The 13,547-nt window shown below is 68.7% G+C and carries 9 protein-coding genes; 5 read left to right on the forward strand and 4 right to left on the reverse strand.

Features of this window, described 5'->3' with window-relative positions; translation table 11 throughout:
• Window positions 1-45: 45 nt before the first annotated feature.
• Window positions 46-918 carry an alpha/beta hydrolase gene (locus AC3A57_RS04170; protein WP_487577738.1) on the reverse strand — a complete coding sequence of 291 codons (873 nt, stop codon included), beginning with the start codon at window positions 916-918 and terminating at the stop codon, window positions 46-48.
• On the opposite strand from AC3A57_RS04170, the gene AC3A57_RS04175 reads away from it, so the two are divergent.
• A complete protein-coding gene (locus AC3A57_RS04175; protein WP_487577739.1) occupies window positions 917-3,262 on the forward strand; it encodes a PatA/PatG family cyanobactin maturation protease in 2,346 nt (781 codons plus the stop codon). The two genes, AC3A57_RS04170 and AC3A57_RS04175, sit on opposite strands and share 2 nt — an antisense overlap.
• Window positions 3,263-4,050: 788 nt before the next feature.
• Here AC3A57_RS04175 and AC3A57_RS04180 read toward each other — a convergent pair.
• On the reverse strand, window positions 4,051-6,699 hold the full coding sequence (locus tag AC3A57_RS04180) for a ligand-binding sensor domain-containing protein (protein WP_487577740.1): 2,649 nt from the start codon (window positions 6,697-6,699) through the stop codon (window positions 4,051-4,053).
• Between the two features lie 8 nt (window positions 6,700-6,707).
• Between AC3A57_RS04180 and AC3A57_RS04185 the strand changes: the two genes are divergently transcribed.
• Window positions 6,708-8,084, forward strand: a complete 1,377-nt coding sequence (locus AC3A57_RS04185) for a sensor histidine kinase (protein ID WP_487577741.1) — start codon at window positions 6,708-6,710, stop codon at window positions 8,082-8,084.
• Window positions 8,085-8,125: 41 nt separating this feature from the next.
• On the opposite strand, the gene AC3A57_RS04190 is transcribed toward AC3A57_RS04185, so the two are convergent.
• A complete protein-coding gene (locus AC3A57_RS04190; RefSeq protein ID WP_487577742.1) occupies window positions 8,126-8,851 on the reverse strand; it encodes a response regulator transcription factor in 726 nt (241 codons plus the stop codon).
• A 1,038-nt stretch (window positions 8,852-9,889) separates the two neighbouring features.
• On the opposite strand from AC3A57_RS04190, the gene AC3A57_RS04195 reads away from it, so the two are divergent.
• The 3 genes from AC3A57_RS04195 to AC3A57_RS04205 all read left to right on the forward strand — a co-directional run bounded on the left by AC3A57_RS04195 (window position 9,890) and on the right by AC3A57_RS04205 (window position 12,695).
• A complete protein-coding gene (locus tag AC3A57_RS04195) occupies window positions 9,890-10,888 on the forward strand; it encodes a trypsin-like serine peptidase (protein ID WP_487577743.1) in 999 nt (332 codons plus the stop codon).
• 94 nt (window positions 10,889-10,982) lie between these two features.
• Window positions 10,983-11,282, forward strand: coding sequence for a hypothetical protein (locus AC3A57_RS04200; protein WP_487577744.1), 300 nt, complete (start codon window positions 10,983-10,985; stop codon window positions 11,280-11,282).
• 171 nt (window positions 11,283-11,453) lie between these two features.
• The gene (locus tag AC3A57_RS04205; protein WP_487577745.1) at window positions 11,454-12,695 is read left to right on the forward strand and encodes a hypothetical protein; all 1,242 of its coding nucleotides are present in this window, start codon (window positions 11,454-11,456) and stop codon (window positions 12,693-12,695) included.
• On the opposite strand, the gene AC3A57_RS04210 is transcribed toward AC3A57_RS04205, so the two are convergent.
• Window positions 12,692-13,483, reverse strand: a complete 792-nt coding sequence (locus tag AC3A57_RS04210) for an aminotransferase class IV (RefSeq protein ID WP_487577746.1) — start codon at window positions 13,481-13,483, stop codon at window positions 12,692-12,694. The two genes, AC3A57_RS04205 and AC3A57_RS04210, sit on opposite strands and share 4 nt — an antisense overlap.
• Between the last annotated feature and the right edge of the window lie 64 nt (window positions 13,484-13,547).

Below are 13,547 nucleotides of genomic sequence, written 5' to 3' on the forward strand. Positions count from 1 at the left end.
GGCAACGACTCCGGTCGACCATGCCGGGGCGACCGGCGGTCCCGATCAATCGCGGCGCGCAGGCGCCCATAGCGAGGCCAGGAACGCATCCACCCGGGCGGTGTAGTCGCCTTCGGCGCCGAGCTCGGCGTTGATGGCCGCATGGTCCAACCCCACCGCCAGCACCTGCGCGCGCCCGCCCAGATCGCCGGCGCGGCGGGCGTAGTCGCGCGCCTGCGGGCAGGACTGCCGGCGTCGGCTGGAACAGACCAACAGCATCGGCGCCGGCGCGCTGCGCAGGCGCCGTATCGGCGAAGCTTCGCGCCAGTAATGCGGATCTTCGCCGAACGCCTGGTCGTACAGGCGCAGATGCGGCCGGCGCATCAATGCCTCGACGTCGTAGGCGGCGCTGTCCAGCGCGACCGTGCCGCTCCAAGGCCGCGCCCCCTGCGTCCGCGCCAGCTCCGGTGCGGCCGCCAACAGCGCCACCATGTGCGCACCGGCAGAATGCCCCATCAAGACCAAGCGTGTCGCGTCGCCGCCCCAGCGCGGCGCCTCGCGCTGCACGTAGGCCAAGGCGCGAGCCACGTCGGCGGCCTGCTGCAGCGGATCGGCCTGCGGCAGTAGCCGGTAGTTGATCGAGACCACGATCCGGCCCTGCGCGTTCCAGTGCGCGGCCTTGGCCTGGACCACACCGCGCGCCGCCTTGTCGCCGATGCGCCAGCCGCCGCCATGGACCATCAGCACGACCGGCGCGCCGCGCGCCCGACGCGGGCCGTACACGTCCAGCCGCTGCGCCGGGTCGGGGCCATAGGCCAGGTCGCGTCGCACGAACGAGGCCTCGGCCGCCGGGGCGAGTCCGGGAGCGGCGAGTGCCGCAAGCAGGCACAGCCGGCCCGCCAAGGCGGCGAGCAAGCGAGGGGCGGACAGGTGGCGCATGGCGGTTCCTTGCGGCGTCGGCTGCGACTGGCAACGCACGCCGGGCGGCGGCGATGACAGCGGCGGCCCCGCCGCCAGCGAAACCGCATGCAGGTTGCAGCGGCGCAACAACGAACGCCGCTACCGATACGGCGATCCAGACCGGTTCGCCGCGGTCCGAAATCGAACGGCATCGCAATTCGACAACCTGGCCGCGCCTTTGTCCGCTGCGACGCTCGGCCGGTCAGGACTGGATCACGCCCGGTTCAGAACAACGTCGCATATCCGCGTGCGCGCCGACATTCGCGGTGAAAAACCGAAACTTCCGGTGCGTGCATCGCCCTCGCGCCTGGCCCATCGTTGCGCCTGCCGCAGCCGGCGCCGCGATCCGATCGCCGGGCCGGGAAGAGCGCGATACCGCGCTGTCGCGGCAAAGCCCGGCATGCCTACGGCCGGGCCGGACGCAGCTCGAACGATGGACGATCGAATGAATATCGCGCGGCACGAGGATCTCGGCGAAAAGACCTGGAAGGACATCGCCGCGCTGCAGCGGGAAACGCTAGGCAGCCGCGAAATCCGCATCGCCGTCCTGGACGGGGCCGTAGATGTCCTGCACCCCTGCTTCCGCGGAGCGGCGCTGACGACGCTGAGCGACAACAAGACGCCGTCGGATTCGCCGGCGCGATCGCACGGGACCCATATCGCCAGTGTGATCTTCGGCCGAGGTCCGGTGCCGGGCGTGGCGCCGGGTTGCACCGGCCTGCTGATCAAGATCTTCGACGACCGGCCGCGCGCAGGCGCAGGGTTCTGTACCCAATCCTACCTCGCCCATGCGATCGACCTGGCGCTCGGCAACGGCGCCGACATCGTCACGATCAGCGCAGGCCAGTTGATGAAGTCGGCGGGACAGCCGGCCGACGGACTGCTGAAACGCGCCCTGGAACGCTGCGCCAGAAACAACGTGCTTGTGATAGCCGCCGCCGGCAACGACGGATGCGACTGCGCGCATCTTCCGGCGGCCATGCCCGAGGTCCTGGCGGTGGGCGCATTGGGCGCGTCCGGAGCGCCGATGCGGAACAGCAACTGGAGTGACGCGTACCGCGGCCGCGGGATTCTGGCGCCCGGCGAACACATCCTGGGGGCCCGGCCCGGGGGAGGCGTTTGCCGCAGAAGCGGCACCAGTTTCGCCACGCCCATCGTCGCCGGCGTCGCCGCGCTGCTGATGAGCGTGCAGATTGCGCGCTACGGCCGCATCGACCCGCGCCGCGTGCGCCATGCGTTGCTCGATTCCGCCCGAGGCTGCGAACGAGATCCGGACAGCAAACACTGCCGCCAGTTGCTATCGGGAATCATGGATGTGGCGGCCGCTCACGCTTTCCTAGTCAACTCAGAAAACCAGAAGGAGTACGGCATGTCGGACCCTACCTCGACCCACGCGTCCCCGCAGAAAGAACAAGAAGAGCCCATGCCGGAAGCGAGTCCGCACGCTCTCTCCGCCGCCAACTCGTACGATCCGGTGCGCGATTCAGGGCACGATGGCGTTGCTGCGGACGCCGCCGACCGCGCTTACGGCCAGGAGGAACTGGTGAGGCCTTCATCGGGATGCACCAGCTGCAAGCAACCTCAGCTGGTCTACGCCCTGGGCGAGCTGGCGATCGAGTACTACAGCGAATCGTCGCGAAACAGCTTCAACCAATCGACCGCCGGCCGGGATATCGGCACGTACCTGAAGGCGAACCTGCACGAGGCGCAGTCACTGGCCTGGCTGTTGAAGCTCGACGGAACCGTACTGTACGCCATCACGCCGGTCGGCCCGTTCGCCCATGTGACCTACCAGAAGCTGCTCGAGTTCCTCGGCGATCCAGACGTCGAACGCATATCGGTCTGCGGCTACTCGTCCGGACGGACGATCGCGCTGCAGTCCGGGGAGACGGTTCCGGTCTTGGCGCCCGACATGCGCGGCATGTACAGCTGGTCGACCAAAGCGTTGCTCGAGGCGCTTGCCGACGCAGACGAGGACCGGGCGCTCAAAGACAGCGTCGAAGACTTCTTGAGCCGGATCTACTTCGATTTCCGCAACAACGGCATGAGCCCGGAGGATCGGGCCTTGAACTACTCCGCGACCAATGTCTTCCAGGCCGCAAGCGTGTTCAAGCAATCGCTGCGGGAAGGACGCGTGCTGGAAACCATTTCGGTCGAGAAGAGCCCGCTCGCCAAGCCCGACGACGAGCTGTACGACGTCAAGATGCGCTTCTTCGATCCGGAGAACCTGATGCGCGCCAGACGGGCGTGCCGTTTCACCGTCGATGTCAGCGATGTACTGCCGATCGGCGTTGGCCAGCCTCGGTTCTGGAACGAGGTCTAGCCCATGCACCTGCCTAAGCGACTTCCTCCTGCGGCGGATGCGGACAGATCGGGCCCGGGTCTGGGCACCCTGCTTCGTCGTGCATTCAACAAGGCCGGCGTGCCCGCATGCGCCGGCTGCAAGGCCCGGGAACGGATCTTGAACGACTGGGTTCCGATCCCTTTGCTCACCAGGAAATCCAACCCCGACCAATGAGGACAACCATGAATCGCCCACCTCTGATCGCCCCGGTTCCAAGGCCGGCCCCATCCTTCGTCCTCGATGCGATTTTGCCCAGCAGCTGCGATCAAGCTTGCATCGCACAGTGCTTGACCGATCTGAGATCGTGCATGGGCGGGTGCGACGACGACGACGACAACTGCGACAACCGATGCATGAGCACCTACGACAGCTGCGTCCAGAAGTGCGAAGGCGGCAGTTTCAGGACGAGCAAGCACGTAGCCGGAAGGAGCGGTCCCGTCGACAAGTACCTCTTGTCCGGACTCTACGCTCAGCCTCAGTCCAAGCAGAACTCGAAACTCATCTGATCGCGCACAGGAGAAATCGACATGCACATGCCTCTACAAACCCCTCCGGTCCATCCCGATCCCGCCAACAGGGGCTTTCTCGTCGGTGGAGTCGGAATGTCGGGCGATGGCTGTGAGAACGGCCATTGGTGCTGTGAGGACAGTTGCGGCAATCTGAGCTGCGTCGACTGCGGGACCATCGTTTGCGTGCTTCCCCACAGCACGTTCTGCGGGATGAACGGCATGTCGGCCAGCAACAACTGCTGAGCCGGTCCGGACGGCTCACCGGCTGCGCCCGGTCGGCCGGTTTGTTCGGGAGCGATTCTCGCCTTTCCGTGGCGACGATGCCTGGGATTCGCCCAAGCGCGATGCCTGGGCGTCGTCCGCCGCCGCTTGCGCCGCCGCGACCGCGCGGGAACGCGATGCGCCTGCCCGGTCCGAGGCATCAGGCGTTTCGTCGCCGCGTCCGGCGATGGTCAGCGCCGACAGCCCCAGCAGCGCGATCAGCCCCCAAACCCAGGGGTGCTGATGCCAGGGGCGCGGATGAACGATACTCAATGCCGCGTCGGGTACGTTCGACCACGCCCCCCCGCCGGTGCGCGCCTGCACTTGGAAGTCGAACCTCCCCCAGGGGATGCGCGGGTACAGGACGCTACGGTTCGACCCCGCCTCCACCCATCCCCGATCCACGCCGGTCAGGCGGAACCGGAACGCGGTATCGCGCGGCTTGCCCAGGTTGACCGCGGTGTAGCGGATTTCCAGATTGCTCGAGTACGAGGGCAGCAGCAGCGTTCCGCCGCTCGGGCGCAGCGGTTTTCCGTCGATCGCGACGTGCTCGATATGCGATTTCAGACGCGCGGACTCGCCCCCCGGCACCCTCGCCGGGTCGACCGTAGCGAATCCGGACACCAGGGCGAACCACAAGGCGCCGCGGCTGTCGCGAAGGCAGGGGACGGAGTCGCCGCCGTTGATCTCGCTCGGGATCAATCCGTCGCTCGCCGAAAACCGGATCGACTCGATGCGGTGCGCGCTTTTGCGCGGCGCGGGAACCAGGGCCACGCCCGCGTTTCCGCCCAGCCACAACCGCCCGCGCGCGTCTTCCAGGATGCAGGAGACGGTCTCGTCCGAAAGGCCGTTGCCGGCGCCGTAGCGGAACACCCTGCCCCGTTCGATCCGATACAGGCCGTCGCCGTACGTGCCGACCCACAGCGCGCCTGCCGCGTCCTCGTGCAAGGCACGGGCGGATCGCGACGAAAATCCCTGGGGCCGCGTCCATCGCTCCAGGATCCGGTCGCCGCTCAAGCGCACGACGCCCTGGCTGCCGGCGAGCCAGATCCCGCCCTTCGCCGCTGGCGCCACGCCGGCGATGCGCATTCCCTGCAAGGCGGCGATGCGTCGAAAGCGTTCGGCCTGCGGCGCGGAAAGGTCCGGAAAGGGAAAAGTAAACCCGTATGTGGTCCTGCCAACGGCCAGGATGAAGTCCTGCGGGCCTCGTTCCCAGATCGACACCGACTCGTTGCTGGGCCAGAGCCCGGCCAACTCCAGGCGGCCGTTCTCGAGCCGGCCCAGCGCGCCGCCGGCGTTACCGACCCAAAGCGCGCCGCGGCTATCGAGCAGCAGGCTGGAGATGCATGCGCTGCCCAAGGCCGGCTCGACCGGAATCGGGCGGGCACCGTGGCGGCGGCTCCAATGGAACAGACCGCCGCAAGCCGAACCCAGCCACAGGCCGTCGCCGCCGTCGGCGACGACGGCGCGTCCCGCCATGTCCGTGCCCAGCGCCGATTCTGCGAGCAGCCCGAACAGCGGCGGGCGCATGCGCAACAGTCCGTTGCTGCGGCTGCCCGCCCACAGGTTGCCTTCGGCGTCGCGAAACAGGTGGGCGATGCCCAGTCCGCTGAGTTCGGGCACGATCCGCCATGCGCCGTCCTCGGTTTCGCGCACCACCTGCCTGGACGCAAGCGACAACCACCAGCGGCCGCCGGCGTCGCGGGCGGCGTACATCGCAGCCTCAGGCGTCAATGCGCGCCAGGCGCGGCGGACCGGATCGAATCGATACAGCCGTCGCTCGCTTCCGACCAACAGGCCGCCGCCATCGCGCTCGAGCAGTTGCACGCCGGTCTCGCGCCCGGGCAGCGCGATCGGCACCAGCGCGTCGGCGCGTACCAGGTGAAGTCCGTTCGTTCCACCGACATGAATCCGGCCGGCGCCGTCGATGGTCAGGCGCATGAACTCGCCGATGCTGCGCGACCTGGCGATCCATCTGGGCCGGCCTGCGGCCCGATCGAACACGGCGATGCCGTCGCTGCTGGCGACCCAGACCCGGCCGTCCGGCCCCTGCGCGATCGCGTTGATCCCGCAGCCGCCGCCGCACAGGGGCAGGTGGCGGAAGCGTTCGCGCTCGCGAACGCTGAGCCCGGCGTCCGCTGTGCCGACCCAGAGCCGTCCGCGGTCGTCTTCGAGCAAGGACAGTATCCGGTCGCTGGCGGGCGCCGCGTCCTTGCGCCCATCGGCCCGCGCGCGGGTGTAGAGCTCGAACGCCGTTCCGTCGAAACGAGCCAGGCCGCCGAAGGTGCCGACCCACAGATAGCCGTCCCTCGCCTGGATGATCGCGTTGATCCCGGCCTGGGGCAGCCCGTCCTCGGTGGTGAACTTCGCCACGCCGAGCCGGTACTCCAGTCCGGAACGGGCGCCCGCCGCCGCCGCGAAGAACCACAGCAAGCAGCCCAGCAGCGCGGCGACCCGATGCCTGCGCGACACGCCTCGGCCACGACCTGGATCGATCGACGGCCGAAGCGTCGCGGACCCACAGCCTGCGTCCCAGAACACCGATGCGGCCGATGCTAGGCTGGATCGTGCTTGCCGCCGCGCGGGTTTCCGGCCGCCGCGGCCGGCCGATGCCTCCCCGATTGCGATTCCATCAGCGGCGTTCATCGCGACCCATGACTCCCGCATCCCTCCTCACCGCGTGGGTCGTCCAGCGCGCCCGGATCGGCCAGTGGCTGGCGCGCCACTCGCCCGAAAACAGCAACGTCTTGATGCTGAGGGCGATCCTGGCGGCGACCTTGGCGGCCGCGGCGGCGATGGCTGTCGCGTCGTGGCTCCGAGCACCGGCTGGGCCGTGGGCGTCCGACGAATTCCTCGGCGCATCGGCCGTGGCCGTGTACGCATCGGCGTGCCTGTATCTCTCGACCCAGGGCCGCTACCGACTGTCTTCCGCCCTGGCCGTGGCGGGAGGGCTGCTCCTGGTCGGCTTGAGCTATCGGACTTATGGATTGCGCGCGCAATCGGAACTGCAGATGCATCATCTGTTTCCGATGCTGCTGGCCTGCCTGCTGTTGGGCCGGCAAGGGGTCTGGTGGGCCCTGGCCGGAAACATCCTCGCCCTGGCGCTGGGGGCTTGGGTCGATATCGGCCGCGACGAAAGCCCATTGAGCCGGTCCGCGACCGTGTCCGGCCTCGCCCTGCCGGCGATGCACCTGCTGGTTCTGGCCGCGATCCTGGACCGGCTGATCGCTTCCTCCCAGCGTGCGATCCGTCGCGGCGAGGAACTGCGCGCCCTGTGCCGGGAACTGGAACAACTGGTCGAGCAAAAGGAGCGCGCCTACGCCCGGCTGACGCACATCCAGCGCATGGAAGCGATGGGGCGGCTTTCCGCCGGCGTCGCCCACGATTTCAATCACGTGCTGAGCGTGATCATCGGCCTGTCCACTTCGCGATCGCGACGCAGCGATGCGATCGAGGCCATATTGCCCGACATCCGGCGCGCGGCGCAGCACGGCGCCGCGCTGACGCGCCGCCTGTTGAACTTCAGCCGGGCCGGCGAGCGGCAGGCAGCCGCATTCGACCTTTGCGGAGCGATCGAACAAGCGCGCCCCTTGCTGCTGTCCATGCTGCAGGGCGAGGTAAGCGCGAACATCGCCATCCCCGAATCCGAAGCGCTGGTGCTGGCGGACCGGGACGAGTTCGTGCTCGCCCTGCTCAATCTGGCCGGCAACGCCAGCGACGCCCTGCAGGGAAAAGGCGAATTCCTCTTGTCCGTTGAGATCGAACAGGAGCATGCCGTTCTGCGGATGGAGGACTCCGGCATCGGCATGACGCCGGAAGTGATGGAGCGCGTTTTCGAGCCGTTCTTCACCACCAAGCCGCGGGAGCGAGGCACCGGCATGGGCATGGCGATGGTGCATCGATTCGTGACCGACTGCGCCGGCGCGATCGCGATCGACAGCGGCCCCGGCGCCGGAACGCGCATCCGGATATCGCTGCCGCTGGCCGGATCGCAGCGGTCGTCGAACGACAGCGCAAGCGGAACCGGGTGACGCAAGCGCGCGCCGATTCCCGGCGTGCGGCGGGCGCGCGCCTACCACGCCAGGACGTAACCGACATTGCGCACCGACAACAGCGGAAACTCCTGGCCGCTGCGTTGCAGGCACTTCCTGCGCAGCCGATGCACGATCATGTCCAGCCGATGCGGATCGAAGTCGTATACGTTCTCGGCCAGGCGCGCGATCAGGTCCTCCCGCGAAACGGCCTTGCCGGCGGCCGCGGACAAGGCCTCGATCAGCTGCCGCTCGAATTTGGTCATGCGGATTTCTGCGCCGGTCGGCGACAGGATCCGCCAGCCCGCCTCGTCGACCCGCCATCCGCCGCTTCTGCCCGCGCTTTGCGCGCCGGCCGCCGCCGCAGGCACCGCCCAGCGCGCCAGATTCTTCAGGGTCGCCACGATCAGATCCATGTCCGCGGGTTTGGCGATATAGGCGTCGGCGCCTGCGTTCAGCCCCCTGATCCGGTCGTGCTCGCTGTCGTAGCCGGTCAGCATGACGATGCCCACTGGCGCGGGCAAGCTGCGCAGATGCTGAGCGACGCGCAAGCCGTCTTCATCCGGCAACCCCAGATCGAGCAGGACGAGATCGAAGGACTGCGCGGTCAACACCCGGTAAAGCTCCAGCGCGCTGGCCACGCCGATCGCGGCGAATCCGGCGTGGAGCAACTCCGGCACCAGCAACTCTTCGCGCAGATAGCGGTCGTCCTCCACGACCACGACGGCAGGCGGCTTGCTGGCGATGGTCCGAACGTCGAGATTCATGTGATGGCCGCCTCGAACGAATGAGGCCTGCACGTTCCGTGCGTTGGGCATTCAGCCTGCTTGAACGACGTTCGAGCGGCGATCCGGCCAATACGGGTCGGGCGATCCGTGAGTCGAGCTATCGCTGCGGCGATTGGCGAGGCCATCGAACGGCCTCGACGATAGGGCATTGCATGCGGTCGTGGCCGCGCATCGCATGCGCAGGCCCGACGAATGGACCCGCCAGCGCTTGCGCCGCAGCCGCGGCGGACGATGCGCGATCGAACCATGCGCGATCGAGCATCGAGCATGCGCCAGTTCCCGCTGAGACGATCCGACGACGCGGTCACGCATTCGATTCGTGGCCGATGTTCTGTCCGCTTCCGATGCGATGCCGCGTATTCCTACGAGGCTGCTAGGGAATGGAGCCGCGCCGCGCAGCAAGGCAACAAAGTTGTTTGTCCCACCGAAAACGCAAACGACGTTGGAGAACAGCGGGCCATGCCGGCATGAGGACGTGTCGCAACCCGCGCGACACGCTCAGATAGCGTGAAGCGGCGCACGAACGGCAGCCCGCATCGCGGCGCGACGCGCGACCGATGATCGAACACAGCGGCTGGCCGCCGCCGAAAGTTTTTCCGATTCGCGAACATGGAGGTCGCAATGCGCATCGATACCAGCGCCCACTCGAGCCGGGGACGGGCGAACGCCAACCCGCGCAGTCCCCGTTTTCGGGGGGAGCCGGACGCGCCCTGCGCCGCCGCGCCGACTAGCGGCCGGGCACCGCGCCGCGGAATTCGCGGCGCTCGGATAGGAGCATGCAGGCTCGGCATCCGCCGCGCCGCGAACGCGCTCGCCCTTGCGATGGCGAGGCGAACAACCCGAGATGACGGGCGCCGCAGGCGCTCGCTCAGCGCGGCCCGGGACGGCCGCGTCGCGAACCGGTGCGTCCGTGCCGTTCGCATATCGACCGGGCATCCTGCCCGCTCGGTCGGCCGGGAAGCGCAGGACGCGCTTGCCCGGCGGTAGTCAGGACTTTCAACCAACAAGGAGCTAGTTATGAAGAGTCTAGTCGCACTGAGCCTGGCGTTGCTGGTTTCGGCCCCGCTGGCCAACACCGCCGAGGCCAAGGAGCGTCCGTTCCAGAAGATGGGCGCCAAGGCCAAGTTCATCCACGGCGACAACCTGGTGCGCGACGTGCTGCCCGAACGCGGCGGCTCGATCGACGCCCGTTTGCAGAGCCCGCGCCAGAAGGCCGCCGGTTTGAGCGCGGTCATGGTCACTCCCAACGGCGACCAGTACGCCGCCAGCATGAACCCGGAAGACGTCGCCGTGTTCGAGAAGGCGCTGCGCGACCTGGAACTGCTCGGCCGCAACGCGTCGACCCCCGGCAACGCGCCGATGCTGCCGGCCCTCGGCGGCGGCGACGTGCGTTTCGCGCCGAAGGTGGTGATCGGCACGGACGATCGCGTCCAGATCACCAACACCGTCGCTTCGCCGTACTGGCACATCGGCCGCATCGGCATCGGTTGCACCGGCACCCTGATCACGCCCAAGCACGTGCTGACCGCGGGCCACTGCGTCTCCAACGGCGCCGGCACCTGGTACTCCAGCCTGAACTTCACCGTCGCCCAGAACGGCAGCTACCAGCCCTGGGGCACGACCACTTGGGCCCGCGCCGTCACCACCAGCGCCTGGCACAACAGCGCCGACACCAACTACGACTATGCCTTGATCGTGCTGAGTTCGGCGCCGCACGGCGGCAACTCGGGCTGGGGCGTGTACTCCGGCGGTACCCACACCATCACCGGCTATCCGGGCGAGAAGCCGTTCGGCACGATGTGGACCCACTCCGGAACGCCGTGGACCAGCGGTTCCTACCGCCTGTGCTATACCATCGACACCAGCGGCGGCAACAGCGGCAGCGGCATCTCCAGCGACGGCGGCGTCTATGTGCGCGGCATCCACACCACCGGTTCGTCGAGCCAGAACTGCGGTACCCGTCTGACCAGCACCGTCTACAACACGCTGCAGAGCTGGATCTCGACCTACCCGTAAGCGCCGGCCGTTGATCCGCAGTCCCATCCGTGGCGCACCGGTCCGCCGGTGCGCCACGTTCACGACGGATGATCCCATGCCCAAGGCGACAACCATGAGCCCGCTATTGACCGCGCTGATGCTGCTGGCCGCTTGCGGCGGCGAGCACAAACAGCCGCCCGCCGATCGCGCACCGCCGGCGTCGAGCCGGGCGGAACCTCTGCTCGGCGCCACCATCGTCGGCAGCGCGGAATCGCCGGACCCGGTGCTGCAGCGGGTCATGGAGCTGGAAAAACAGGGCGTGGTCGAGGACGTGACGGTGATGGAGTCGTTCCCGGTGCAGATCCGCCTGCGCGCGCCGCAACGGGTGATCGACGAGCTGCAACGCATGCCGCGCAAGGGAGCGCTGCGCTGATCCGGACGTCCGTTCGCGCGGTCCGGCACGCCCCCGCCTCGCGATCGAGGCGTTGATGCGCGCTTAACGCCGGGCGCTTAGGCTGCCGGCATGTTTGCGTGGATGCGAATCCAGCCGCGCGGAAGGCGTCGCTGCGCCGCCGCTGCGTCGTTCCTGCTGGCGGCGTTGGCGATGGCGGAGGCCTTCGCCGCGGATCCCGCGCCGGCGACCTGCAAGCGCGCCCTGCTGCAAGACCTGGGCTGGCGCTTCGAGCCTACCGCCGACGCCGAAACCGCGGTGCGGGCGGGCACGCCCTGCGATCGGGCCGATCTGGCCCAGGCGCAGGCGCAGGGCGACCTGCTGGTGCGATGGCCGAACCGGATCGGCCCGGCCGAACGCGAGCGGCAGTTGGATGCGCTGCTGCGCCACCCCGCCACGGTCTGCGCCTACGGCTACCGATTGGGCGTCGCCACCCGCCGCGCCGTCGACCGTTTGACGGCCAATCGCGGCTTCCGCTTCACCGCCGTGCAACTGGGCTGGGTGGGCTTCGGCCCGACCGGTTCGCGACACGACGGATGGCGCCCGATCGCCTGGTTCGGCCGCGGGTATCGCCCCAGCGGCGCGAATTCGCGCGCCATCGACGCGTTCTATCGCGGCCAGGTGCGCGGCGAATGCGGCCTGGGCCGGCAGATCGCCCAGTACGCGACCCAGGCCGAGCTTTACGGGCGCGAGGGATTCGACCGCGAATTCGCCGCCGACGAAATCGTCATCGGCAGCTTCAACCGCATCCGGCGCAGCCGCAGCATCCTGCTCGGCAGTTCGGCGGGCGAGTTCAGCCGCGACGGCGACGCCGCCCTCGCCTCGCGCAGCGGACGCCAGGCGTTCATGGGCCTGCCCGGCTTCATCTACCACGTATTCGAACGCAGCGCGCTGGACGACCTCAACAACCAGGCCGAGAACTTCGTGGTCTACGACGTCAGCGAAGCCGCGGCGAACGCGGTGCGCCGCCAGCGCGGGTTCGAGCACTACAACCGCCGCAATCGCCAGATCTGGTCGCTGGCGCGCAGCCTGCATCCGCGTCCGCTGCATCGCTACTACGAACGCCTGCTGTATCGGCGCGACCCGGTCTTGCGCGCGCGATTGCCCGCAGATGCGCGAGCGGTGCTGGCGCAACTCGATGCCGAACTCGACGACCCGTTCTACCGCGGCTTCCAGATCTACGTGCACAGGCAGGGAGTCAAGCCGGTCGGCTACCACATCGCCCGCCTGCTCGACCGCAACCCGCGCACGCCGTTCCGGATCGAACTGGGTTTGCACAATCTGCACACGACGCTTTACCAACGCTACCTCGCCCACCGGCTGGCGGCCTGCGCAGGCGCCGGATCGTCCGAATCGGTCGTCGCCGGCCCAGGCGGCGCCGACCAGGCTCGCTAGTGTTCGATCTGGATCGCGAGCGCGCCCAATCGCTGTGCATCGACGCTCATCGTCCGCTCGTCGACCCGGGTCAGGCCGCGCAGGCCGAGGCTGTTGCTGAGGAATGCCGACTCGGCCGACAGCAGGGTCTCGACCTCGATCGGGCGTTCGACCGCGCCGCAACGTTCGATCAGCAACTGGCGCGCGATCCCCGGCAGGGCGCCGTCGGCGATCGGCGGCGTGATCAGCTCGCCGGCGCGGACCAGGAACAGGTTGGCGACCGCCGCTTCGGCCAGGCGGCCGGCGGTGTTGAGCAGCAGCGCCTGGTCGGCGCCGCGTTGCGCGGCTTCGCGGGCGGCGAGCACGTTGTCGAGATAGCTGAGCGATTTGATCCGCGACAGGGGCGAATGCTCGTTGCGCCGGGTCGAGCGGGCGACGACCGCGGAAACGTCGCCGGCTGGCGGCAGCGGACCGGCGGAGACGATCGTCGTCGGTCGCGGATCGCCGGGCGGCAGCACGCCGCGCGACGAGGGGCCGCGGCTCAGGCTCAGTCGGATCGCGGCCTGGTCCAGCCCGGCTTCGTGCACCACCGCGGCCATCGCGGTACCGAGCTCGGCATCGCTCCACGGCAGCGGAATGTCGAGAAAGGCCGCGCCCGCGCGCAACCGGGCCAGATGCCTTGGCAGATGCCGGGCCTCGCCGCCGGACCAGCGCAGGGTCTCGAACAGGCCGTCGCCCAAGGTGAAGCCGCGGTCGCCGGGCTCGATCGCCGCGCCTTGCCGCATCGCTCCGTTGCACCACACCCGCATCGCACGCCTCCCGCCTGGATAAGGGACTGTACCGCAAGCCGCCGCGCGGCCGGATGTCGGCACG

Source organism: Lysobacter sp. Soil_C_15, assembly GCF_057657315.1.

What these genes read in the sequence shown, in the direction of transcription:
- AC3A57_RS04175 (WP_487577739.1), top strand. Translation starts at nt 917, where the DNA reads ATGGCGGTTCCTTGCGGCGTCGGCTGCGACTGGCAACGCACGCCGGGC.
- AC3A57_RS04170 (WP_487577738.1), bottom strand. Translation starts at nt 918, where the DNA reads ATGCGCCACCTGTCCGCCCCTCGCTTGCTCGCCGCCTTGGCGGGCCGG.
- AC3A57_RS04180 (WP_487577740.1), bottom strand. Translation starts at nt 6,699, where the DNA reads ATGAACGCCGCTGATGGAATCGCAATCGGGGAGGCATCGGCCGGCCGC.
- AC3A57_RS04185 (WP_487577741.1), top strand. Translation starts at nt 6,708, where the DNA reads ATGACTCCCGCATCCCTCCTCACCGCGTGGGTCGTCCAGCGCGCCCGG.
- AC3A57_RS04190 (WP_487577742.1), bottom strand. Translation starts at nt 8,851, where the DNA reads ATGAATCTCGACGTTCGGACCATCGCCAGCAAGCCGCCTGCCGTCGTG.
- AC3A57_RS04195 (WP_487577743.1), top strand. Translation starts at nt 9,890, where the DNA reads ATGAAGAGTCTAGTCGCACTGAGCCTGGCGTTGCTGGTTTCGGCCCCG.
- AC3A57_RS04200 (WP_487577744.1), top strand. Translation starts at nt 10,983, where the DNA reads ATGAGCCCGCTATTGACCGCGCTGATGCTGCTGGCCGCTTGCGGCGGC.
- AC3A57_RS04205 (WP_487577745.1), top strand. Translation starts at nt 11,454, where the DNA reads ATGGCGGAGGCCTTCGCCGCGGATCCCGCGCCGGCGACCTGCAAGCGC.
- AC3A57_RS04210 (WP_487577746.1), bottom strand. Translation starts at nt 13,483, where the DNA reads ATGCGGGTGTGGTGCAACGGAGCGATGCGGCAAGGCGCGGCGATCGAG.